At 52.1% G+C, this 23,132-nt stretch carries 20 protein-coding genes; 10 read left to right on the forward strand and 10 right to left on the reverse strand.

Features of this window, described 5'->3' with window-relative positions; all coding sequences use genetic code 11:
- Window positions 1-6: 6 nt before the first annotated feature.
- Together aceE and pdhR are read right to left on the reverse strand one after the other, a co-directional pair.
- Window positions 7-2,670: a pyruvate dehydrogenase (acetyl-transferring), homodimeric type gene (gene aceE / locus OGW44_RS08945; RefSeq protein ID WP_016151717.1), complete on the reverse strand. Its 2,664-nt coding sequence runs from the start codon at window positions 2,668-2,670 to the stop codon at window positions 7-9.
- 162 nt (window positions 2,671-2,832) lie between these two features.
- Window positions 2,833-3,597, reverse strand: a complete 765-nt coding sequence (gene pdhR / locus OGW44_RS08950) for a pyruvate dehydrogenase complex transcriptional repressor PdhR (protein ID WP_003018699.1) — start codon at window positions 3,595-3,597, stop codon at window positions 2,833-2,835.
- Between the two features lie 564 nt (window positions 3,598-4,161).
- Here pdhR and aroP point away from each other — a divergent pair.
- From aroP to OGW44_RS08965, 3 genes are all read left to right on the forward strand, one after another.
- Window positions 4,162-5,535, forward strand: a complete 1,374-nt coding sequence (aroP, locus tag OGW44_RS08955; protein WP_085951098.1) for an aromatic amino acid transporter AroP — start codon at window positions 4,162-4,164, stop codon at window positions 5,533-5,535.
- A gap of 157 nt (window positions 5,536-5,692) precedes the next feature.
- Window positions 5,693-7,099 (forward strand): glycoside-pentoside-hexuronide (GPH):cation symporter, encoded by a 1,407-nt coding sequence (locus OGW44_RS08960; RefSeq protein WP_016151715.1) that lies wholly within the window; start codon window positions 5,693-5,695, stop codon window positions 7,097-7,099.
- Window positions 7,099-8,049 (forward strand): glycoside hydrolase family 43 protein, encoded by a 951-nt coding sequence (locus OGW44_RS08965; protein WP_019078383.1) that lies wholly within the window; start codon window positions 7,099-7,101, stop codon window positions 8,047-8,049. Before OGW44_RS08960 ends, OGW44_RS08965 begins: the two co-directional genes overlap by 1 nt.
- An 81-nt stretch (window positions 8,050-8,130) precedes the next feature.
- On the opposite strand, the gene ampE is transcribed toward OGW44_RS08965, so the two are convergent.
- Together ampE and ampD are read right to left on the reverse strand one after the other, a co-directional pair.
- Window positions 8,131-8,985 carry a beta-lactamase regulator AmpE gene (gene ampE, locus OGW44_RS08970; RefSeq protein ID WP_016155697.1) on the reverse strand — a complete coding sequence of 285 codons (855 nt, stop codon included), beginning with the start codon at window positions 8,983-8,985 and terminating at the stop codon, window positions 8,131-8,133.
- Window positions 8,982-9,545, reverse strand: coding sequence for a 1,6-anhydro-N-acetylmuramyl-L-alanine amidase AmpD (ampD, locus tag OGW44_RS08975; protein WP_101700748.1), 564 nt, complete (start codon window positions 9,543-9,545; stop codon window positions 8,982-8,984). Before ampD ends, ampE begins: the two co-directional genes overlap by 4 nt.
- 87 nt (window positions 9,546-9,632) lie before the next feature.
- Here ampD and nadC point away from each other — a divergent pair, with 87 nt between their 5' ends.
- The 4 genes from nadC (at window position 9,633) to hofC (ending at window position 13,794) form a co-directional block, all read left to right on the forward strand.
- Window positions 9,633-10,526, forward strand: a complete 894-nt coding sequence (gene nadC / locus OGW44_RS08980; protein WP_185654739.1) for a carboxylating nicotinate-nucleotide diphosphorylase — start codon at window positions 9,633-9,635, stop codon at window positions 10,524-10,526.
- Window positions 10,527-10,769: 243 nt separating this feature from the next.
- Complete coding sequence (gene ppdD / locus OGW44_RS08985) at window positions 10,770-11,207, forward strand: prepilin peptidase-dependent pilin (RefSeq protein ID WP_137380757.1); 438 nt, start codon at window positions 10,770-10,772, stop codon at window positions 11,205-11,207.
- Window positions 11,208-11,216: 9 nt separating this feature from the next.
- Complete coding sequence (gene gspE, locus OGW44_RS08990; protein ID WP_153689719.1) at window positions 11,217-12,602, forward strand: type II secretion system protein GspE; 1,386 nt, start codon at window positions 11,217-11,219, stop codon at window positions 12,600-12,602.
- Complete coding sequence (gene hofC, locus OGW44_RS08995; protein ID WP_137367163.1) at window positions 12,592-13,794, forward strand: protein transport protein HofC; 1,203 nt, start codon at window positions 12,592-12,594, stop codon at window positions 13,792-13,794. The genes gspE and hofC overlap by 11 nt, the downstream gene beginning before the upstream one ends.
- A 55-nt stretch (window positions 13,795-13,849) precedes the next feature.
- On the opposite strand, the gene OGW44_RS09000 is transcribed toward hofC, so the two are convergent.
- Window positions 13,850-14,893, reverse strand: coding sequence for a GMP reductase (locus OGW44_RS09000; RefSeq protein WP_003829510.1), 1,044 nt, complete (start codon window positions 14,891-14,893; stop codon window positions 13,850-13,852).
- 225 nt (window positions 14,894-15,118) lie between these two features.
- Here OGW44_RS09000 and coaE point away from each other — a divergent pair, with 225 nt between their 5' ends.
- Genes coaE through yacG form a run of 3 tightly spaced genes read left to right on the forward strand, consistent with a single transcriptional unit; the run spans window position 15,119 to window position 16,686 of the window.
- Entirely contained in the window at window positions 15,119-15,739 is a 621-nt protein-coding gene (coaE, locus tag OGW44_RS09005; RefSeq protein WP_016155692.1) for a dephospho-CoA kinase, read from the forward strand.
- A complete protein-coding gene (zapD, locus tag OGW44_RS09010; protein ID WP_016151705.1) occupies window positions 15,739-16,482 on the forward strand; it encodes a cell division protein ZapD in 744 nt (247 codons plus the stop codon). Before coaE ends, zapD begins: the two co-directional genes overlap by 1 nt.
- 9 nt (window positions 16,483-16,491) lie before the next feature.
- Entirely contained in the window at window positions 16,492-16,686 is a 195-nt protein-coding gene (gene yacG, locus OGW44_RS09015) for a DNA gyrase inhibitor YacG (protein ID WP_016151704.1), read from the forward strand.
- 88 nt (window positions 16,687-16,774) lie between these two features.
- Here the strand turns inward: yacG and mutT are convergent, their stop codons facing one another.
- The 5 genes from mutT to ftsZ all read right to left on the reverse strand — a co-directional run bounded on the left by mutT (window position 16,775) and on the right by ftsZ (window position 22,947).
- Window positions 16,775-17,164, reverse strand: a complete 390-nt coding sequence (gene mutT, locus OGW44_RS09020) for an 8-oxo-dGTP diphosphatase MutT (RefSeq protein ID WP_016155691.1) — start codon at window positions 17,162-17,164, stop codon at window positions 16,775-16,777.
- Window positions 17,165-17,220: 56 nt separating this feature from the next.
- A complete protein-coding gene (gene secA, locus OGW44_RS09025) occupies window positions 17,221-19,926 on the reverse strand; it encodes a preprotein translocase subunit SecA (protein ID WP_016151702.1) in 2,706 nt (901 codons plus the stop codon).
- A 60-nt stretch (window positions 19,927-19,986) separates the two neighbouring features.
- Window positions 19,987-20,493: a secA translation cis-regulator SecM gene (secM, locus tag OGW44_RS09030; protein ID WP_016151701.1), complete on the reverse strand. Its 507-nt coding sequence runs from the start codon at window positions 20,491-20,493 to the stop codon at window positions 19,987-19,989.
- Window positions 20,494-20,777: 284 nt separating this feature from the next.
- Entirely contained in the window at window positions 20,778-21,695 is a 918-nt protein-coding gene (gene lpxC / locus OGW44_RS09035) for a UDP-3-O-acyl-N-acetylglucosamine deacetylase (RefSeq protein WP_006686706.1), read from the reverse strand.
- Window positions 21,696-21,795: 100 nt separating this feature from the next.
- Entirely contained in the window at window positions 21,796-22,947 is a 1,152-nt protein-coding gene (gene ftsZ / locus OGW44_RS09040) for a cell division protein FtsZ (protein WP_003018753.1), read from the reverse strand.
- Between the last annotated feature and the right edge of the window lie 185 nt (window positions 22,948-23,132).

Below are 23,132 nucleotides of genomic sequence, written 5' to 3' on the forward strand. Positions count from 1 at the left end.
TACCTCTTACGCCAGACGCGGGTTAACTTTATCTGCATCGATGTTGAATTTGATGATTGCGTCAGCAACCACTTTCTTATCGATTTCGCCACGTTTAGCCAGTTCGCCCAGGGCCGCTACAACCACATAAGAAGCATCAACTTCGAAGTGGTGACGCAGGTTTTCACGGCTGTCAGAGCGACCGAAGCCGTCAGTACCCAGTACGCGATAATCATCAGCCGGTACATAAGTACGAACCTGTTCGGCAAACAGTTTCATATAGTCAGTAGATGCCACTGCCGGAGCGTCGTTCATCACCTGAGCGATGTACGGAACGCGCGGAGTTTCCATCGGGTGCAGCATGTTCCAGCGTTCACAATCCTGGCCATCACGCGCCAGTTCAGTGAAGGAGGTTACGCTGTAAACGTCAGAACCTACACCGTAGTCGTTCGCCAGGATCTGTGCTGCTTCACGCACGTGACGCAGGATAGAACCGGAGCCCAGCAGCTGAACTTTACCTTTCTTACCTTCGAGGGTTTCGAGTTTGTAGATACCTTTACGGATACCTTCCTCGGCACCTGCTGGCATTGCCGGCATGTGGTAGTTTTCGTTCAGCGTGGTGATGTAGTAGTAAACGTTCTCTTGTTTCTCACCGTACATACGCTCCAGACCATCGTGCATGATGACCGCAACTTCGTACGCGTAAGACGGATCGTAAGAGATACAGTTCGGGATAGTCAGAGACTGAATATGGCTGTGACCATCTTCGTGCTGCAGACCTTCGCCGTTCAGCGTCGTACGACCAGAAGTTCCCCCTACCAGGAAGCCGCGAGCCTGTTGGTCGCCTGCCTGCCAGCACAGGTCACCGATACGCTGGAACCCGAACATGGAGTAGTAGATGTAGAACGGAATCATCGGCAGATCGTTGGTGCTGTAGGAGGTCGCAGCAGCCAGCCAGGATGCGCCAGCACCCAGTTCGTTGATGCCTTCCTGCAGGATCTGACCTTTCTCGTCTTCTTTATAGTAAGCAACCTGCTCACGGTCCTGCGGGGTGTACTGCTGACCGTTCGGGCTGTAGATACCGATCTGACGGAACAGACCTTCCATACCGAAAGTACGCGCTTCGTCAGCGATGATCGGAACCAGACGATCTTTGATCGACTTGTTCTTCAGCATCACGTTCAGGGCACGAACGAAAGCGATAGTGGTGGAGATTTCTTTGTTCTGCTCTTCCAGCAGCGCACCGAAGTCTTCCAGAGCAGGCAGTTCCAGCTTCTCGGTGAAGTTCGGCTGACGAGCAGGCAGATAGCCGTGCAGTTTCTGACGCTGAGCGTGCAGATAAGTGTGCTCTTCAGAACCTTCCGGGAAGGTGATGTAAGACAGGTTTTCAACCTGCTCATCGGTCACAGGAACATTGAAACGGTCGCGGATATAACGCACGCCGTCCATGTTCATTTTCTTAACCTGGTGAGCGATGTTTTTACCTTCGGCGGTGTCACCCATGCCGTAACCTTTGATGGTATGGGCCAGGATTACAGTTGCTTTGCCTTTGGTTTCCTGCGCTTTCTTCAGTGCAGCGTAGACTTTCTTCGGATCGTGACCACCACGGTTCAGAGCCCAAATCTGCTCGTCAGTCCAGTCAGCAACCAGGGCTGCGGTTTCCGGGTATTTACCGAAGAAGTGCTCACGTACGTATGCGCCATCTTTGGATTTAAAGGTCTGGTAGTCGCCGTCAACGGTTTCGTTCATCAGTTGGATCAGTTTACCGCTGGTATCTTTACGCAGCAGCTCATCCCAACGACCGCCCCACATGACTTTGATAACGTTCCAGCCAGCGCCCGCGAAAATGCCTTCCAGTTCGTTAACAATCTTGCCGTTACCGGTGACCGGACCGTCAAGACGCTGCAGGTTACAGTTGATAACAAAGACCAGGTTGTCCAGTTTCTCACGGGTCGCGATGGTGATAGCACCCTTAGATTCTGGCTCATCCATTTCGCCGTCGCCCAGGAAGGCGTAAACGGTTTGTTTAGAGGTATCTTTCAGGCCACGGTGTTCCAGATATTTCAGGAATTTAGCCTGGTAGATTGCACCGATTGGGCCCAGACCCATAGATACGGTCGGGAACTGCCAGAATTCCGGCATCAGTTTCGGGTGCGGGTAGGAAGACAGGCCTTTGCCATGTACTTCCTGACGGAAGTTGTTCATCTGCTCTTCAGTCAGACGACCTTCCAGGAATGCGCGAGCGTAGATGCCCGGAGAGATGTGGCCCTGGAAGTAAACCAGATCGCCGCCATCCTGCTCGTTACGTGCACGGAAGAAGTGGTTGAAGCAAACATCATACACCGTTGCGGAGGACTGGAAGGATGCCATGTGGCCACCCAGCTCGAGGTCCTTTTTAGACGCGCGCAGTACGGTCATGATGGCGTTCCAGCGGATAGCAGAACGAATACGACGTTCCAGCTCCAGATTGCCCGGGTATTCCGGTTCATCTTCAACGGCAATAGTGTTTACATAATTGCTGGCCCCAGCACCTGCCGCTACTTTCACGCCGCCTTTGCGAGCTTCTGAAAGCAGTTGGTCGATCAGATACTGAGCACGCTCAACACCTTCTTCACGGATGACCGATTCGATCGCCTGTAGCCAGTCGCGAGTTTCGATCGGATCCACGTCATTTGGGAAACGTTCTGACATGGGGGTATTCCTTATCTATCTAATACGTTGAGTTATCTGGAACCTGTCCCATTACGTTCTCACCAGAGAGCGTAATAAGACAGGTTCTGCGTTTAGTTGCCGCGCCTTTCGATAGCGCTTGATTTACAACATCTTCTGGTTAACGTTCTGCCAGAAAAATCACTAATTCTTTCGTTGCTCCAGACGGCGTAAGGCGCGTTCACGACGGCTTTCCTCACGGCTCCTGTCCAGCAGAATCTCTTCGATAAACGCCAGGTGACGGTGAGACGCTTCACGCGCTTCTTCAGGCTTCCCGGCGATAATTGCTTCAAAGATGCGGGTACGGTGACTGCTCACCAGCGGCAGCATCTCGCGACGCGCATACAGCAATTCGAAGTTTTGCCGAACGTTCTGGGCCAGCATCGGCTCCATACACCTTAGCAAATGGAGCAGCACCACATTATGTGCCGCTTCGGTGACAGCAATTTGATACTGGAGTACCGCGTCAGATTCGCCGTCAAGATCGCCGGACTGTTGAGCAAGCTCGATCGCATGGTGGAGTTCACGGATACGCGTTTTGTCTTCATCCGTGCTGCGCAGTGCAGCGTAATAGGCTGCAATACCTTCCAGCGCATGGCGCGTCTCAAGCAGGTCAAACTGGGATTCAGGATGGTCGGAGAGCAGCTCTACCAGTGGGTCGCTAAAGCTCTGCCACAGGCTGCTCTGAACAAAAGTGCCACCGCCCTGACGACGAAGCAGTAACCCCTTCGCTTCAAGGCGTTGGATCGCCTCGCGTAAGGAGGGGCGGGAGACGTCGAACTGTTTTGCCAGCTCGCGTTCCGGTGGGAGTTTTTCTCCGGGGCGAAGTGTCCCCTCAAGAATTAAAAACTCCAGCTGCTGCTCAATCACATCGGAGAGTTTTGGTTGGCGGATTTTGCTGTAGGCCATGATTTCCTGTCTTAAGCCATTTGCCCGGAGTCAATTGGTCTTACCAATTTCATGTTCTTGACGCTAAAGTAACAAAGTATTCACCTTCTGTCCATACAGGTTTTGATTGAAATCAGTAAAGGGGGCATATTTTAACAACATTACAGAAATAACGTTTCAAACATGTAACTATGCACAAATGTTAAATTTACCCACCACGGGGTAGTTTTAACGGAATTGAAACGAAAAAATATCTCATCTGAACCGATTCACCTGATTATTTATCGACACATTAGCCACAATTAGTGAATAAAAATTCAAAATGGAAATTTTGTGGTAGATAAACTCGCATTTACAAATGGTTTCTTTTTATTCAACTCGTCATCTTGCCCGCATAAAGCAGGTGCATTCGCGCTCGCATATCATTATTCTGATCAAGACAAAAGCATTGAGGCAACATTTTATATAAAGCATCTGTAAACAAATAAATACAACAAACGGAATTGCAAACTTACACACGCATTGCTGCGTAGTTCAAAAAATAAGTACTCGAAATATGAAGAGTAAAACCACACACGAGGTTTAATGATGGAAAGTCAACAGCATGGCGATCAGCTCAAGCGCGGTCTTAAGAACCGCCATATACAGCTAATCGCGCTGGGTGGCGCGATTGGTACCGGGTTATTCCTCGGTAGCGCATCCGTTATCCAGTCTGCAGGACCGGGTATTATTCTGGGTTACGCAATTGCCGGCTTTATCGCCTTTTTGATTATGCGTCAATTAGGTGAAATGGTAGTTGAAGAGCCGGTTGCAGGCTCCTTTAGCCACTTTGCTTATAAATACTGGGGCGGTTTCGCGGGTTTCTCTTCTGGCTGGAACTATTGGGTACTGTACGTCCTGGTTGCCATGGCTGAACTGACTGCCGTAGGTAAATACATCCAGTTCTGGTATCCGGATATCCCCACCTGGGTTTCTGCTGCAGCCTTCTTCGTGCTGATCAACGCCATCAACCTGACCAACGTGAAAGTGTTTGGGGAAATGGAGTTCTGGTTCGCCATTATTAAAGTCATTGCCGTGGTTGCGATGATTCTGTTCGGCGGCTGGTTGCTGTTTAGCGGCAACGGCGGCCCGCAGGCCAGCGTCAGTAACCTGTGGAGTCAGGGTGGCTTCCTGCCGCACGGCTTCACCGGTCTGGTGATGATGATGGCTATTATTATGTTCTCTTTCGGTGGGCTGGAGCTGGTCGGGATCACCGCAGCAGAAGCCGATAACCCGGAGCAAAGCATTCCCAAAGCAACCAACCAGGTTATCTACCGTATCCTGATTTTCTATGTAGGTTCGCTGGCTGTTCTGCTTTCCCTGATGCCGTGGACGCGCGTCACGGCTGATACCAGCCCGTTTGTCCTTATTTTCCACGAGCTGGGCGACACCTTTGTTGCCAATGCACTGAACATCGTAGTGCTGACCGCTGCCCTTTCTGTGTATAACAGCTGCGTATACTGCAACAGCCGTATGCTGTTCGGTCTGGCACAGCAGGGCAACGCGCCAAAAGCGCTGATGAACGTCGACAAACGCGGCGTACCGGTGAACACCATTCTGGTCTCCGCGCTGGTTACGGCTCTGTGTGTACTGATCAACTATCTGGCCCCGGAATCCGCCTTTGGCCTGCTGATGGCGCTGGTGGTTTCCGCACTGGTGATCAACTGGGCAATGATTAGCCTGGCGCACATGAAGTTCCGCAAAGCCAAACAGCAGCAAGGCGTTACCACCCGTTTCCCGGCGCTGCTCTATCCGCTTGGTAACTGGGTATGTCTGATTTTCATGGCTGCAGTGCTGGTGATTATGCTGATGACGCCGGGCATGGCGATTTCGGTGTACTTAATCCCGGTATGGATAGCCATTCTTGGCATCGGCTATTTGTGCAAACAGAAAACCGCCAAAGTAGCTAAAGCGCATTAATTCTCCCTCCCCCACCTGCATCAGGTGGGGGTTGTTACCTGCCTCACACTTTCCCACTCACGACTGTTTCGTCCATATCACTGGCGTTATCCTGCAACGCAAAAACACCTCTGCCAGACAATAATTATCTCCATATCTTATTAATGGAGTGCAGTTGATGGAAACCAGTAAGCTCACGGTGAAAGAAAAGATCGGCTATGGAATGGGCGACGCCGGATGCAACATCATCTTTGGCGCCATCATGTTGTTTGTTAACTATTTTTACACAGATATTTTTGGCCTGGCACCGGCCCTGGTCGGCGTGTTACTGCTCTCAGTACGCGTTATAGATGCCGTTACCGACCCTATTATGGGCGCGATGGCCGACCGCACCCGCAGCAAATATGGTCGATTTCGTCCATGGCTTTTGTGGATGGCTTTCCCATACGCATTATTTAGCGTACTCATGTTTACCACCCCTGAGTGGACATATAACAGCAAAGTAATCTATGCGTTCGTCACCTACTTCCTGCTCTCTATCACCTATACGGCGATCAACATCCCTTACTGCTCGCTCGGCAGCGTCATCACTAACGATCCAAAGGAACGTGTCGCCTGCCAGTCATATCGCTTTGTGTTGGTAGGAATTGCAACCCTGCTGCTCTCCCTCACCTTGCTGCCAATGGCGGACTGGTTTGGCGGGGAAGATAAAGCTAAAGGCTATCAGATGGCGATGGCAGTGCTGGCCTTCATCGGCATGTGTATGTTCCTGTTTTGCTTTGCAACCGTCCGTGAGCGCGTACGTCCTGCCGTCCCGACTAACGACGATTTAAAAGCCGACCTGAAAGATGTATGGAAAAACGATCAGTGGGTAAAAATCCTGCTGTTAACCCTGTGCAACGTCTGTCCGGGCTTTATTCGCATGGCTGCCACCATGTACTACGTAACCTGGGTTATGCAGCAAAGCACGCAGTTCGCAACGCTGTTTATCAGCCTTGGCGTTGTGGGCATGATGATCGGCAGCATGCTGGCGAAGGTGTTAACCGATCGCTGGTGCAAACTGAAAGTCTTCTTCTGGACCAATATCATCCTGGCGATTTTCTCCGGCGCGTTTTACTTCTTCGATCCTAAAGCCACCATGATGATTATGGTGCTTTACTTCCTGCTCAACATTCTGCATCAGATCCCATCCCCACTGCACTGGTCGCTGATGGCGGATGTCGATGATTACGGCGAGTGGAAAACCGGTAAACGTATCACCGGAATCAGCTTCTCCGGCAACCTGTTCTTCTTGAAACTGGGCCTGGCGATTGCCGGAGCGATGGTTGGTTTCCTGCTCTCCTGGTACGGCTACGACGCAGGGGCGAAAGCGCAAAGCGACTCCGCCATTAACGGTATTATGTTGCTGTTTACCATCATACCGGGTGTAGGCTACCTGATTACCGCAGGCGTAGTTCGTCTGCTGAAAGTTGACCGCGAGTTTATGCAACAAATCCAGACAGATTTAGAAAAGCGCCGCGCCAACTACCGTGAACTGAATGAGTACCACGATATAAAAACGACTGAAAACGTAAGGAAAGCCTAATGAATCAGTGGCCAAATCCCTTTATTGAACAGCGTGCCGACCCGTTTATTTTACGTGACGGTAGCCACTACTATTTCATTGCTTCAGTGCCCGAATACGATCGTCTGGAGATCCGCCGGGCGGACTCGCTGGAAGGGTTACGCACCGCTATCCCGGTTGTCGTCTGGCGCAAACCAGAAAACGGCCCCATGAGCCAGTTGATCTGGGCACCTGAGATCCATCATCTGGCAGGCAAGTGGTACATCTATTTTGCCGCCGCCCACACACAGGCGCTCGACAAGCTGGGGATGTTCCAGCACCGTATGTTTGCGCTCGAATGTGCAGACGCCGATCCGCTGACCGGCCAATGGACAGAGAAAGGGCAGATTAAAACGCAGTTTGATACCTTCGCGCTTGATGCCACTACCTTTAACCATCAGGGAAAACAGTGGTATCTGTGGGCGCAGAAATCCCCCGATATCGCCGGAAACTCCAATATCTATCTCGCCGAACTGGAAAATCCATGGACGATTAAAGGCGAGCCGGTAATGCTCAGTCATCCAGAGTATGACTGGGAATGCCGGGGTTTTTGGGTCAACGAAGGCCCGGCCGTCATGGTTCACGGCGACAAGCTGTTTATCAGCTATTCCGCCAGCGCCACCGATGAGAACTACTGTATGGGATTATTGTGGATTGATCTCAATGCCGATCCGCTCAACCCGCAGAACTGGCACAAATCGCCGCGCCCGGTCTTTACCACCAGCTACGAAAACCGCCAATACGGGCCGGGGCACAACAGCTTTACGCAAACGCCGGAAGGTGAAGATGTGCTGGTGTACCACGCGAGAAATTACACTGAAATCGAGGGCGACCCGCTATACGATCCAAACCGCCACACTCGTCTGAAGCTGGTGCGCTGGAACGAAAACGGGATGCCAGATTTTGGCATCCCGCCTGCTGATACGCTTTGAAAGATTGGCCCGCAAGCACAAAGCGACCGGGCCAATTTTTTTCCTCGACGGATAAGCGCAGCGCCATCCACTAATAATGGCTTAAATTAATGTTCCATAAATGGTCAACACGGCAATGACCACCACCACCACAAACGAGGTCTTCTTCGCCATCGAAACCGCGGCTTTTGGCGTTGCGACTTTATCGGTATGTGGTTCACGCGCTAAAGAAAACTGCGCAAGGCGAGTAAGCACCTGATATTGCGAAGTATGCAGATCCGCCAGCGACGCAAACCAGGCTGGCAACGCCTTCTCGCCGTGCCCCAGCAGCGCATAGACGACACCCGCCAGGCGCACCGGGATCCAGTCCAGCACATGCAGGATCGCATCGATACCTGATTGCAAACGCTGGTGTGGCGTCTGATAGCGCGCCAGCCAGGACTGCCAGGCACGTAGAAAGGCATAACCCACCAGCGTCACCGGTCCCCACGGGCCACCGACAATCAGCCAGAATAACGGCGCCAGATAAAAACGAAAGTTGTTCCATAACAGCGCGTTCTGCAGTTCGCGCAAGAACTCACGCTCATCGCACTCAGGCGGAATCCCATGAATCAGGGTCAGCTCGCTGGCCATCGCTTCACGGGCGTGAGCGTCATCGCGAGCAGCCGCGTTCAGATAGGCATGATAATGAAGACGCGTCTTGCCAGCGCCGATGCACAGCAAACCAATTAAGATCCACGCCACCAGCAAAGGCACGTTAAACAACAGGCCTTGAAGTGCGCGCAGCAGCAGGAACGTCACCCCCATCGCAATAAGGGCCATGCCTACCGTACGCATCATCGAAAAATGCTTCACCCGGCGGAAAAAAGCTTCAACCCGGTGATCAAGCTGCCAGTGCTCACCCAGCTTAAACAGGCGTTCAACAATCAACACCAGTAATGTTGTAAACAGCGTCATGTCATCTCCTTGTGCGACGAGGGGGTGACCAGGGCGCGAAACCTTGCCCAGTCAAAAGAGGGCCCGGGATCGGTCTTACGCTCGGGCGCAATATTGCAATGTCCTGTCATGTTGTTGGCAATGGCCGGATAACACGTAATCAGGGCATTCGTCACGGCTGCCAGTTGCTGATACTGCGCATCGGTATAGGCCAGCGTATCCGTCCCTTCCAGCTCAATACCAATTGAGAAATCATTACAGCGTTCGCGGCCTTGATAGTTCGACACGCCAGCATGCCAGGCGCGTTTATCAAAGGGGACATACTGCACGATTTCACCGTCACGGCGAATTAAACAATGTGCCGAAACGCGCAAATGGGCGATCCCGGCAAAATAAGGATGGGCATTGGGATCAATCGTGCCCGTAAACAGCGCATCGATCCACGGGCCGCCAAACTCACCGGGCGGCAGGCTGATATTATGCACCACCAGCAGAGAAGGGTTTTCGTCATCCGGGCGGCAATCGTAATGAGGAGAGGGAACGCGTCGCGCCTCTGCCAGCCAGCCCTCGTCTAACAACATGCAGAATCTCCTTATTGGTGGTGCTCATATCAGGTTCAGGGTAGCATGTTTCCACCTTATGATTCGTTAGCAATTTGGAGTTTTATCATGCCGCCTCGCCGCTATAACCCTGACTACCGACGTGACGCGCTGTTGGAACGCATAAATCTGGATATCCCTGCCGCTGTAGCTCAGGCGCTGCGTGAAGATTTAGGCGGAGAAGTTGATGCCAATAACGATATCACCGCACAGCTTTTACCCGCGGATATGCGCTCCCACGCCACCGTGATCACCCGCGAAGATGGCGTTTTTTGTGGAAAACGTTGGGTAGAAGAGGTCTTTATTCAACTGGCTGGCGATGATGTCAACATCACCTGGCATGTCGAAGATGGCGACAGCATTAAGGCCAATCAGCCGCTATTTGAACTGGACGGCCCTTCCCGCATGCTGCTAACTGGCGAACGTACCGCGCTTAATTTTGTACAGACGCTTTCGGGTGTGGCGAGCGAGGTGCGTAAATATGTCGACCTGCTGGCGGGAACAAAAACCCAACTGCTGGATACACGTAAAACTCTGCCGGGGCTACGTACCGCGCTGAAATACGCCGTATTATGCGGCGGTGGCGCGAATCATCGTCTGGGCCTTTCTGACGCTTTCCTGATTAAAGAAAACCACATTATTGCTTCTGGTTCGGTACGTCAGGCCGTTGAAAAAGCCTTCTGGCTGCACCCGGATGTGCCGGTTGAAGTCGAAGTAGAAAGCCTGGATGAACTGGACGACGCGCTGAAAGCAGGGGCCGACATCATCATGCTCGATAACTTCGAAACTGACCAAATGCGGGAAGCGGTAAAACGCACCAACGGCCAGGCGCGTCTGGAAGTGTCGGGTAACGTCACTCATGAAACTCTGCGCGAATTTGCCGAAACCGGCGTGGATTTCATCTCTGTTGGCGCGCTGACCAAGCATGTTCGCGCGCTCGATCTCTCTATGCGTTTTCGCTAATTACTGATGGTTTAGCCCGATAGTACTTTCACTTATCGGGCCCATCACGTCGGTTTTTTCTATCGGCCGGATAAGCGTTTACGCCGCCATACGGCTGTTTCTTCGAGCCTCTTCGCAAATACGTTGTCTGACTCTGTAATTTCATAAAAATCCTCGGAACCCGCCTTCCCGTTCTGTTTTTTGCCTCTCGCCGTGACCCCGAGCGTTTGCCAAAGTAGCGCCAGCTAACTCAAGGAGCGAACGATGGACAAGCAACGAGGCTTCACACTTATCGAACTCATGGTGGTCATTGGCATTATTGCCATCCTTAGCGCCATCGGTATTCCGGCTTATCAAAACTATCTGCGCAAAGCCGCGTTAACAGACATGCTGCAAACCTTTGTTCCCTATCGCACGGCGGTTGAGCTCTGTGCGCTGGAGCATGGCGGAACAACAACCTGTGATGCCGGAACGAATGGCATCCCTTCTCCAGCCACCACCCGTTATGTCTCCGCCATGAGCGTTGAAAAAGGGGTGGTCAGCCTCAGCGGACAAGAAAGCCTGAACGGGTTAAGCATCACCATGACGCCGGGTTGGGACAATGCCAACGGTATTACCGGCTGGAGTCGTAACTGCGCTATCCAGAATGACAGCGCATTGCAACAGGCCTGTGAAGACGTTTTCCGTTTCGATATCAATTAAGGAAAAGAGATGAATACCACCCAACTTACGGCGCTGTGCCAACGTCATCAGGGAATATTACTGGATGCAGACAATGAAGTGGTGCACATCGCCGTCGTGGACGCTCCGTCCCACGAATTGCTGGACGCACTGCATTTTGCCACCACCCGACGTATCGACATCGTCTGCTGGACGCGTCAACAAATGGAAGGCCACACGCATACGCCACAGAAAATGCTCCCGGCAGTGGTCACGAAAAGCAGCGCCAGCGCAGCAGATTTGCTGAATCAGACGTTTCAATCCGCGCTGGTGCAACGGGCTTCTGATATTCATTTTGAGCCAGCGGAAAATCACTATCGAATCAGATTACGTGTGGATGGCGTACTGCATGCTTTACCGGACGTCACGACCGAGATGGGTATCGCCATCACTGCCAGACTAAAAGTTTTAGGCAGTCTGGATATTGCCGAGCACCGACTTGCGCAAGACGGCCAATTTACCGTTGAAATTTCAGGAGAGCCGGTCTCGTTTCGCATCGCCACCTTGCCCTGTCGCTTTGGCGAAAAAGTGGTGCTACGGCTACTGCATCAGGTCGATCAAGCGCTGGAAATCACCGCGCTGGGAATGCAGGACGCGCAGCTGGCAGCATTTTTACAAGCGTTGCAGCAGCCTCAGGGGCTGATTCTGGTCACCGGACCGACCGGAAGCGGTAAAACGGTCACGCTGTACAGTGCGCTGCAGACCCGAAACACTCCGGACGTTAACCTCTGTAGCGTGGAAGATCCAGTAGAGATCCCGATCGCAGGTCTTAACCAGACACAAATTCATCCACGTGCCGGTCTCACTTTTCAGGGAGTATTGCGCGCGCTGCTGCGTCAGGATCCCGACATTATCATGGTGGGTGAAATCCGTGATGGCGAAACGGCTGAAATAGCCCTTAAAGCCGCACAAACCGGTCATCTGGTTCTATCAACACTACATACCAATTCCACCACAGAAACACTAATACGCTTGCAGCAAATGGGGGTTGCACGCTGGATGATCGCCTCCGCGCTGACGCTCGTCATTGCGCAGCGGTTGGTGAGAAAATTGTGTCCCCATTGCCGACAACGTCTGGAAACGCCGATCATGCTCCCGGAAGCGATCTGGCCTACGCCACTGCCTCGTTGGCAGGCTCCGGGCTGCCAACATTGCTATCACGGATTTTATGGCCGTACGGCATTGTTTGAAGTTCTCCCCGTTACACCTGCATTGCGCCAGAGCATCGCCAACGGTACGTCCGTAGACGGAGTGGAATCGAATGCTCAGCAACTGGGGATGAGCACGCTTTTCGAAAATGGTTGCAAGGCCGTCGAACAAGGGTTAACAACATTTGAAGAGTTGGTACGCGTACTGGGCATGCCCCATGTCAGCTAAACTGCTTTGGCGCTGGCAAGGTATTAGCAACGAAGGTAATCCACTGGAAGGCGTACTTTGGGCCGATACCCGCCCCTCATTGATGCTTGCTCTCGAGCAACGGCATATCACGCCGCTGCGCATTAATCGTATGCGTGTCAAAGCCTCACACTGGAGCCGTGAAAAAAGCGCTGAAACCATACATCAACTGGCGACGTTGCTGAAAGCAGGGCTAACACTCTCGGCAAGTTTAGCTTTGCTGGCTGAACAGCATCCCAGCAGCCAATGGCAAGCGCTACTGCGCACGCTGGCTCACGATATGGAACAGGGTATTTCTCTCTCCACCTCGCTATCTCAGTGGCAACACGTTTTTCCGCCTCTTTATCAGGCAATGATCCGTACCGGAGAGCTTACGGGTAAGCTGGACGACTGCTGCTTTGAACTCGCCCGCCAGCAGAAGAATCAACAGCAGCTGGCGGATAAAGTTAAAAAAGCCCTACGCTATCCGATATTCATCATCACGATGGCAGTGATGGTGGTATTCGCGATGCTGCAGTTTGTACTCCCTGAGTTTGCCGCCATTTACCAGACGTTTAACACCCCGCTACCGGCACTCACTCAGTGGATTATTGCCATCGCGCATTTTAGCAGCCAATGGGGATGGCTGGCGGGAGCATTCAGCCTGATAGCGGTTACAGCATATCACCTGATGAAGCAGCAGCCATACTGGCTCACTCTGCGCCAGAAATTGCTGCTCGGCCTCCCGGTCATAGGGCCGATGGTGAGAGGGCAAAAACTCACGCAGATCTTCACTGTTCTGGCGTTAACGCAAAATGCAGGTATTCCTTTTCTGCAAGGTCTTGAGAGCGTCACTGAAACGCTGGCCAACCCTTTCTGGTCACAACGCTTAGCGCAGGTACATCACGACATCAGCGCCGGAAAACCGGTCTGGTTAGCGCTAAAAAATTGCGGTGAATTCAGCCCATTGTGCATACAGTTGGTCAGAACAGGTGAGGCTTCCGGCTCGCTGGATACAATGCTGCGTAATCTCGCCTATCACCACGGCGAGAAAACATTGTCTCAGGCAGAGAATCTGGCTGCGCTACTCGAGCCTGCGTTACTGGTCATTACGGGGCTGATAATCGGTACGCTGGTCGTTGCGATGTATTTGCCGATTTTTCATTTAGGAGATGCGATGAGCGGGGTGGGATAAATTCAAATGCCGGATGGCGCACTGCTTATCCGGCATGTCATAGTCCTACCTGTTCTTACAGGCTATTGAAAACGCGGTTTTCTTGTTCCTGTACACGAATAAACGTTGTACGTTTGGTCAGTTCTTTCAGGCGAGATGCACCGACATAGGTACAGGCAGAACGCAGGCCGCCAAGGATATCGCGTGCAGTGTTATCAACCGGGCCACGCAGAGGCAACTTAACTGTTTTACCTTCCGCGGCGCGGTATTGTGCAACACCACCAACGTGACGCGTCATGGCTGATTCAGAGCTCATGCCGTAGAACAGCATGAATTTCTCACCGTTCTCTTCAACAATTTTGCCGCCGCTTTCTTCATGACCGGCCAACATACCGCCGAGCATAACGAAGTCCGCGCCACCGCCGAACGCTTTTGCCACGTCACCCGGCATTGTGCAGCCGCCGTCACTGACAATCATGCCGCCCAGACCGTGAGCTGCATCGGCACATTCAATAACCGCAGAAAGCTGTGGGTAGCCAACGCCGGTTTTTACACGTGTGGTACATACAGAACCCGGGCCAATGCCGACTTTAACAATGTCCGCGCCGGAAAGAACCAGCTCTTCACACATTTCCCCAGTAACCACATTGCCCGCACAAATTGTTTTTGTCGGCCATGCTTCACGCGCTTTCGACACAAACTGAACAAAATGCTCTGAGTAGCCATTTGCCACATCAATGCAGATAAAGTTCAGCGCCGGGTTGAGCGCCAGAATCTGTTTGGTTTTTTCGAAATCTGCGTCAGAGGTGCCGGTTGAAACCATTACGTGTTTGAGCACATCAGCAGAGCTCTCTGCGATGAAAGCAGCCCAGTCTTCAACAGAATAGTGTTTGTGTACCGCAGTCAGGATGTCGAAGGATGCCAGCGCCGTTGCCATGGCAAACGTCCCGACAGTGTCCATGTTCGCGGCAATAATGGGTACGCCGGACCAGGTCTGACCTGAGTGCTTAAAGGTAAATTGACGTTCCAGCTCAACATCGGAACGGCTTTTGAGAGTAGAACGCTTAGGGCGGATAAGAACGTCTTTGAAACCTAACTTCAGATCTTCTTCGATACGCATATGCGGATTCCTGGGGTTAATGGCGAAAAATCGAAACTCACAACTCCAGTGACGCTATCATACGCACTAATCAATGCCGCGCAAGACTGCGAAATTCTCTTTTTTTACGCTACAATCCCATAAATTTACCTGGCGAATAGTAGGTTAATCCTGCAGCAACCTCGCCGTCGCACGCGTAACTTTTAACTGTTTGATAATCAAACTTAAACTCCAGGATCTGCATCTATGAGGTATACGGTAGCCTTAACCGGCGGCATTGGCAGTGGTAAAAGTACCGTTGCAAATGCGTTCGCTGACCTCGGAATAAACGTCATTGATGCAGATATTATTGCGCGCCAGGTGGTTGAACCCGGTACCCCAGCCCTTAAGGCGATCGAAGAACATTTTGGTACCGAAGTTATCGCTGCCGACGGATCGTTGCAGCGACGCATTTTACGCGAACGCATTTTTTCCAGTCCTGAGGAAAAAAGCTGGTTGAATGCCTTGCTCCATCCACTTATTCAGCAGGAAACGCAGCGCCAGTTTCAGCAAGCAACCTCCCCTTATCTGTTGTGGGTTGTACCTTTGCTGGTGGAAAATTCGCTGTATAAAAAAGCCAACCGCGTACTCGTGGTGGATGTTACCCCCGAGACACAGCTCAGACGCACTATGCAGCGCGATGACGTCACGCGTGAGCATGTTGAACAAATTCTTGCTGCCCAGGCAACGCGCGAAGCGCGTCTGGCCGTGGCAGACGATGTTATTGATAATAATGGCGCACCGGAGGCCATCGCCTCGGATGTCGCCCGCCTGCACGCGCTCTATTTGCAATGCGCGTTGCAGTTTGTCTCACAGGAAAAACCGTAATGCACACCCAGGTCCTTTTTGAACACCCTCTCAATGAGAAGATGCGTACATGGCTGCGCATTGAGTTTTTAATCCAACAGCTCTCCGTTAATGTACCCATAGCGGACCATGCAGGCGCACTGCATTTTTTCCGCAACATCGGGGACTTACTGGATGTATTTGAACGCGGCGAAGTCCGTACCGAACTCCTCAAAGAGCTGGAAAGACAACAGCGTAAACTCCAGGCCTGGGTTGAAGTTCCCGGCGTCGATCAAAACAGGATCGACGCATTGCGCCAGCAGTTAAAAAGCGCGGGCAGCATTCTGATTTCGGCTCCGCGTATTGGACAGACGCTGCGCGAAGATCGTCTGATTGGCCTTGTACGTCAGCGTTTAAGCATTCCTGGCGGATGCTGCAGTTTCGATCTGCCGACCCTGCATATCTGGTTACATCTACCGCAGTCGCATCGCGACGCGCAGGTTGAAACCTGGCTTGCAAGTCTGAATCCGCTCAATCAGGCACTGTCGCTGGTGCTGGATTTAATTCGCAACTCTGCGCCATTCCGTAAGCAAACCAGCTTGAATGGTTTTTATCAGGACAACGGCGAAGATGCCGATCTGCTTCGCTTGCAGCTGCCGCTTGATTCGCAGCTTTATCCGCAAATTTCTGGTCATAAGAGCCGCTTTGCTATTCGCTTTATGCCGCTGGATAGCGAGAATGGCCAGGTGCCTGAGCGTCTCGATTTTGATCTGGCGTGCTGTTAAGGAGTCAACATGTCTGAACAAACCATCGTCAACTGCCCAACCTGCGGCAAACCCGTAGTGTGGGGTGAAGTCAGCCCGTTTCGCCCATTCTGCAGCAAGCGCTGCCAGTTAATCGATCTGGGTGAGTGGGCCGCAGAAGAGAAACGTATCCCAAGCTCTGGTGATCTGTCGGAAAACGACGACTGGAGTGAAGAGCAGAAGTAATTCAGCTAAAACGTAGGGCGGGCAAGCGTAGCGACCCCGCCCTAATTTGCCGGATGGTGGGGTTGCCTAATCCGGCCTACGAACACCTTTATCCAGCAATCAGCTTTTCAATTACCGGCGCATTCGCAGGCGGAAAATCTTCTGTATTCAGAGCATCTTGCGCAATCCACTGCGCCGGTTGCCCCTCTTTCCCCCACGGTTCGCCTTCCCAGCTTTCAACCAGCCAGAACCACAGAGTGATATGCCGGTCCGGAAACTGGTACTCCAGCTTTTCGAACAGTGAGCTTTGAGTCGGCGTAATGCCTACTTCTTCCTGTAACTCGCGAATCAGCGCCTGCTCCGGCGTTTCGCCCGCTTCAATTTTCCCGCCGGGGAACTCCAGCTTATTTGCCATGTGGGCATCAGCCGCACGCTGGGTAATAAAAATTTCATGGTGCTGGTTGCGAATAATCCCGACGGCGATCTGTAGTATTTTCATCTTTATCGTCCATAAAAAAGGCGCAGAATTCTGCGCCTTTTCAGTAAGTTATTTTCTTAACTCAGGCGGCCATGGCACTGTTTGTACTTTTTGCCGGAACCGCAAGGACACGGATCGTTACGACCCACTTTACGATCGCCAGTTTGTGCTGCCAGCTCTTCTGCCGCGGCAGAATCGTCACCTTTATGGCTCAACTGCTGCATCTGCGCTAAACGTTCAGCGTCTTCACGACGTTGCTGCTCCATCGCTTCTACTTCTTCAGGCATACGTACCTGAACTTTGCTCAGGGTGCTGATCACTTCGTACTTCAGTGATTCCAGCATTGATGCAAACATAGAGAAGGATTCACGCTTGTATTCCTGCTTCGGATCTTTTTGCGCATAACCACGCAGGTGGATACCCTGACGCAGGTAGTCCATCGCCGCAAGGTGCTCTTTCCACAGAGAATCGAGAGTTTGCAGCATCACGCCTTTTTCGAAGTGACGCATCATCTCCGCGCCCACAACTTCTTCTTTACGCTGATAAACTTCGATGGCGTTTGCCAGAATACGTTCGCGCAGCGTTTCCTCATGCAGCTCAGGCTCTTTATCAAGCCACTCTGAAATAGGCATTTCCAGATCGAAGTCGTTTTTCAGACGTTCCTGCAGACCCGGGATATCCCACATTTCTTCCAGAGACTGCGGCGGAATATATGCATCAATCGTCGCTTTGAAGACATCCTCACGGATGCTATTAATGGTTTCGCTAACGTCAGTTACGTCCAGCAGTTCGTTACGCTGGGTGTAGATTGCGCGACGCTGGTCATTGGCAACGTCATCATATTCCAGCAGTTGCTTACGAATATCGAAGTTGCGGCTTTCTACTTTACGCTGCGCGTTTGCAATCGCTTTAGTCACCCACGGGTGTTCAATCGCTTCACCAGGCTTCATGCCCAGTTTACGCATCATGCCGGACACGCGGTCAGAAGCAAAAATACGCATCAGCGCATCTTCCATCGACAGATAGAAACGAGAAGACCCCGCATCCCCCTGACGACCAGAACGACCACGCAGTTGGTTATCTATACGACGAGATTCGTGACGCTCGGTACCGATAATATGTAAACCGCCTGCAGCTAACACCGCATCATGGCGAACCTGCCACTCGGCTTTGATCTGCGCGATTTGTTCTGGAGTCGGGTCCTCCAGCTCGGCAATTTCCGCCTGCCAGCTACCACCCAGCACGATATCGGTACCACGACCTGCCATGTTTGTCGCGATAGTCACTGCGGACGGATAACCCGCCTGGGCGACGATTGCGGCTTCGTTGGCGTGGAACTTGGCGTTCAGAACGTTGTGTTTGATACCCGCCTTGTTCAGCTCGTTAGAAACCACTTCCGATTTTTCAATAGAGATAGTACCAACCAGCACCGGCTGGCCATTTGCGGTACGCTCTTTAATATCTTCAATGATCGCCTGAATTTTTTCCGCTTCAGTCATGTACACCAGATCCGGTAAATCCTTACGGATCATCGGGCGGTTGGTCGGCACAACAACGGTATCCAGTTTGTAAATGGAGCTGAATTCAAAGGCTTCAGTATCTGCTGTACCGGTCATACCGGCCAGTTTTTCGTACAAACGGAAGTAGTTCTGGAAGGTAATAGATGCCAGCGTCTGGTTCTCGTTTTGGATATCTACGCCTTCTTTGGCTTCAACAGCCTGGTGCAGACCATCGGACCAGCGGCGGCCCTGCATAGTACGACCGGTGTGTTCGTCGACGATGATAACTTCACCGTCTTTCACGATATAGTCAACGTCGCGGGTAAACAGCACGTGTGCGCGCAGTGCAGCAGTCACGTGGTGCATCAGCATAATGTTGCCCGGAGAGTACAGCGATTCGCCCTCATCCATGATGCCTTCGTTAACCAACAGCTCTTCAATCAGTACCAGACCACGTTCGGTCAGGTTGACCTGGCGCGCTTTCTCATCAACAGAGAAGTGGCCTTCCCCCTGGAACGTGTCGGAATCATCCTTCTCCTGACGAATCAGGTGCGGGATGATTTTGTTCACTTTTTTATACATTTCCGAGCTGTCTTCAGCCGGACCGGAAATGATCAGCGGCGTACGCGCTTCATCGATCAGGATGGAGTCGACTTCATCGACCAGCGCATAGTGCAGTTTACGCTGAACGCGCTCTTCCGGGCTAAACGCCATGTTGTCGCGCAGGTAGTCAAAGCCGTATTCGTTGTTGGTACCGTAAGTAATATCGGCATTGTAGGCTTCACGCTTGGCTGGCGCAGGCAGGCCAGACATGTTGATACCCACGGTCATGCCGAGGAATTCAAACAACGGGCGGTTATTTTCGGCGTCACGCTGAGCCAGGTAGTCGTTCACGGTAACCACGTGTACACCCTTCCCGCTTAAGGCGTTCAGGTAGGCTGGCAGCGTTGCGGTAAGGGTTTTACCTTCACCGGTACGCATTTCCGCGATGCAGCGATCGTTAAGCACCATACCACCCAGCAGCTGTACGTCGAAATGACGCATGCCGAACACACGCTTACTCGCTTCGCGGACCACCGCGAACGCTTCCGGGATCAGGCTTTCAACGCTGGCGCCTTTTTCCAGACGGGCGCGGAATTCAGCGGTCTTCGCTTTCAGTTCATCATCGGAGAGTTTTTCCATCTCCGGTTCCATTGCATTGATGACATTGACCACTTTACGCATACGACGCAGCGTACGCTCGTTACGGCTACCGAATACTTTTGTTAATAATTTGATTAGCATAATAAAATCTCAAACGCCCCGCGGTGCGGAGTCAAAAATTATAAGTTGGAAGGTTCTTTTTTAGCTGAGGCGTTGAGGGCCAGCACGGATACCCTGCAGCTGGCTGATCCAGACCGGAACGCTAAATGCGGCCTGAGAGGTAAAATGAGCATATGTCACGCGACTCACGGCCGCGGGCGGTCTGCCTTCTTGCGTCAGCATCGCGCTGAGCGTATTCAGTAACGCAAGATGGTGCGCCTGGATTGGCAACGGCTCTTCGGCAACAGGCAGCGCCTGAGGAGCCATAGCAAAAGAAAGATGGCGAATGACCGTACGAATGGCATGCTGATGCCAGTAGTCAACGGTAAAATTCGGGCGGCGATTGGTCGCCTCCAGCAAAGCAAGCTGGCTAAAGTTAACTTTGGCAGATTGATCGTGATTGCTGGCGGTCGCCTTCGCGGGAGTATTAGGTTCAGCAGCATTACCGAGCGCAGGCAGGCCAAAACTAGCCGCGACCATCCCCAACAGGAGATGCGGCCAGAAGTACCGTCTGCCTAACTGTCGCCAACGCGTCAGTATTCCACTCACGTTATTGCCACCTGATATACCCTGCGTTTGGGGTTACAAATGCAAAACCATTTTTTTGCGCATAAATATTACCATTAAAGCGTACGCTCCACAGCAGTAATGACAGCAAGTCGCGGGTAAATATGCTTAAGAAAGCAGCGTTCGAACGGTGTTTTAATCTGTCGGTGGGGAAAAGTCGATTCAGATAAGGTGGTTTTGCAATCGGAAGATAAAAAAACGACTGGCTCACCTGGCCGGAGAGAGTGCCAGATTTACCAGTCGAATTTATGCGACAGCGTATGTCGTTATGCCAGTACAGTCGAAGGTGCTTTGAACGCCAACGGCAGTTCTGCATCGTCCTGGAAGGTCACATATTCCCAAGCTTCCTGTTTTGCCAGGACTGCCTGCAATAGTTTGTTATTCAGTGCATGACCGGATTTATACGCGGTGAATGCACCAATAATGTTGTGACCACACATGAACAAGTCACCAATCGCGTCGAGCATTTTGTGACGAACGAATTCGTCTTCAAAACGCAGGCCGTCTTCGTTCAATACGCGATAATCGTCAACAACGATGGCACAATCGAAGCTGCCGCCCAGGCACAGGCCGCGGGACTGCAGATATTCGATATCACGCATGAAGCCGAAAGTACGCGCGCGGCTGATCTGGCGCATGAACGCATCCGCAGAGAAGTTCATCGCGTAGCGCTGCGTGCTGGAGTCGATCGCCGGATGGTTAAAGTCGATGGTGAAATCCAACGTAAAACCATTATACGGCTTAAACTCAGCCCACTTATCGCCATCTTCGACACGAACGGTCTCTTTGATGCGAACAAATTTTTTGGCGCTGCTCAGTTCTTCAATACCTGCATCAAGCAGCAGGTAAACGAACGGAGCGGCACTGCCATCCATAATCGGGATTTCCGGGGCATTAACTTCAATAACGATGTTATCGATACCTAAGCCCGCCAGAGCAGCATTAAGGTGCTCTACGGTTGAAATCCGCACATCATGCTCATTGACCAGACACGTACAGAGCATGGTATCACGCACAGATTTGGCATCGGCCGGGAAATCTACCGGAGGATTCAAGTCGGTGCGACGATAGATGACCCCGGTGTTGGCCGGCGCAGGGCGTAATGTCAGGGTGACTTTTTTGCCGGTATGCAAACCGACGCCAGTCGCCTGAACGATACGTTTAAGAGTCCTTTGTTTGATCATCGTATAATCTCGCCAAATTACCTATCCAACCGAAGTGTACTATACATTCGGTGGGCCAGTTTAGCACAAAGAGCCACAATTCCCAAATTCCAGCTAATTCTTAATCAGCTTGCTTACGCAGGAATGCAGGGATATCCAGATAATCCGGCTCTTTCGTGGTTTGCGGCGTATTGTCGTTAACCACTTTCGCTACCGGTTTCTGCTCTTGCGTCAACGGCGCCATACCGTGCTGCTGGTAACGATCCATTACCGGCTGCTGTACCTGTTTGTTGGTCACCAGAGTGATTTCAGGACGCTTGTCCATACCAATTCCAGTCGCAACAACGGTCACGCGCAGTTCGTCGTTCATATCCGGGTCCAGAGAGGTACCGATAACCACAGTTGCGTTATCCGATGCAAAGGCACGAATCGTGTTACCCACGGTTTCGAACTCATCCAGACGCAGGTCGAAGCCCGCAGTAATGTTAACCAGCACGCCGCGTGCGCCGGACAGATCGATATCTTCCAGCAGCGGAGAAGAGATAGCCATTTCAGCCGCTTCTTCTGCACGGTCTTCACCACTCGCCACGCCAGAACCCATCATCGCGTAGCCCATTTCGGACATCACGGTGCGTACGTCTGCAAAGTCGACGTTCATCAGGCCCGGACGAGTAATTAGTTCAGCGATACCCTGGACTGCGCCTTTCAGCACGTCGTTCGCTGCGCCAAATGCATCCAGCAGGGAGATACCACGGCCCAGTACTTTCAGCAGCTTGTCGTTCGGGATAGTGATCAGAGAGTCCACGTGTTTGGACAGCTCGGTGATACCCTGCTCCGCGAATGCCATACGCTTCTTGCCTTCAAAGTTGAAAGGCTTAGTCACGACAGCAACGGTCAGGATACCTAAATCTTTTGCGACTTCAGCTACCACTGGCGCTGCACCGGTACCGGTACCGCCGCCCATGCCAGCTGCGATAAACACCATGTCTGCGCCGTCAAGCGCTGCGCGCAGAGCTTCGCGATCTTCGTCTGCCGCATTACGACCGACTTCCGGGTTTGCACCCGCGCCCAGACCTTTGGTGATGCCGCTACCAATCTGAATGGTCTGTCCAACCGCCGTTTTACGCAACGCCTGAGCGTCGGTATTCACCGCGAAGAATTCAACACCTTCGATGCGCTCACGCACCATGTGTTCAACGGCATTACCGCCGCCGCCACCGACGCCGATGACTTTAATCACCGCGTCGTTGGTTAGTTCCATAGGTTCAAACATAGTTTCTCTCTCCGTTTTACACTTCATCCTTCAAGCCGCCTCTTTGTTGGCTGCCTTCACTCACTCCCGTGACATAGTAAACTATGCTCCAGGAGATTCGCTCAGTTGCCGCCGCGATGCAACTTGAATGACTTTGTGTAGTGCCTGTCGCCTGAGACCGTTAATTTGCGTCGGTCTCTTTAAAA

Source organism: Citrobacter sp. Cb023 (genome assembly GCF_030336805.1).
Taxonomy (GTDB): Bacteria; Pseudomonadota; Gammaproteobacteria; order Enterobacterales; family Enterobacteriaceae; genus Citrobacter; species Citrobacter braakii.

Bases quoted from the DNA above. Each gene is read 5' to 3' on its own strand.
- aceE (WP_016151717.1), bottom strand. From the start codon at position 2,670: ATGTCAGAACGTTTCCCAAATGACGTGGATCCGATCGAAACTCGCGAC.
- pdhR (WP_003018699.1), bottom strand. From the start codon at position 3,597: ATGGCCTACAGCAAAATCCGCCAACCAAAACTCTCCGATGTGATTGAG.
- aroP (WP_085951098.1), top strand. From the start codon at position 4,162: ATGATGGAAAGTCAACAGCATGGCGATCAGCTCAAGCGCGGTCTTAAG.
- OGW44_RS08960 (WP_016151715.1), top strand. From the start codon at position 5,693: ATGGAAACCAGTAAGCTCACGGTGAAAGAAAAGATCGGCTATGGAATG.
- OGW44_RS08965 (WP_019078383.1), top strand. From the start codon at position 7,099: ATGAATCAGTGGCCAAATCCCTTTATTGAACAGCGTGCCGACCCGTTT.
- ampE (WP_016155697.1), bottom strand. From the start codon at position 8,985: ATGACGCTGTTTACAACATTACTGGTGTTGATTGTTGAACGCCTGTTT.
- ampD (WP_101700748.1), bottom strand. From the start codon at position 9,545: ATGTTGTTAGACGAGGGCTGGCTGGCAGAGGCGCGACGCGTTCCCTCT.
- nadC (WP_185654739.1), top strand. From the start codon at position 9,633: ATGCCGCCTCGCCGCTATAACCCTGACTACCGACGTGACGCGCTGTTG.
- ppdD (WP_137380757.1), top strand. From the start codon at position 10,770: ATGGACAAGCAACGAGGCTTCACACTTATCGAACTCATGGTGGTCATT.
- gspE (WP_153689719.1), top strand. From the start codon at position 11,217: ATGAATACCACCCAACTTACGGCGCTGTGCCAACGTCATCAGGGAATA.
- hofC (WP_137367163.1), top strand. From the start codon at position 12,592: ATGTCAGCTAAACTGCTTTGGCGCTGGCAAGGTATTAGCAACGAAGGT.
- OGW44_RS09000 (WP_003829510.1), bottom strand. From the start codon at position 14,893: ATGCGTATCGAAGAAGATCTGAAGTTAGGTTTCAAAGACGTTCTTATC.
- coaE (WP_016155692.1), top strand. From the start codon at position 15,119: ATGAGGTATACGGTAGCCTTAACCGGCGGCATTGGCAGTGGTAAAAGT.
- zapD (WP_016151705.1), top strand. From the start codon at position 15,739: ATGCACACCCAGGTCCTTTTTGAACACCCTCTCAATGAGAAGATGCGT.
- yacG (WP_016151704.1), top strand. From the start codon at position 16,492: ATGTCTGAACAAACCATCGTCAACTGCCCAACCTGCGGCAAACCCGTA.
- mutT (WP_016155691.1), bottom strand. From the start codon at position 17,164: ATGAAAATACTACAGATCGCCGTCGGGATTATTCGCAACCAGCACCAT.
- secA (WP_016151702.1), bottom strand. From the start codon at position 19,926: ATGCTAATCAAATTATTAACAAAAGTATTCGGTAGCCGTAACGAGCGT.
- lpxC (WP_006686706.1), bottom strand. From the start codon at position 21,695: ATGATCAAACAAAGGACTCTTAAACGTATCGTTCAGGCGACTGGCGTC.
- ftsZ (WP_003018753.1), bottom strand. From the start codon at position 22,947: ATGTTTGAACCTATGGAACTAACCAACGACGCGGTGATTAAAGTCATC.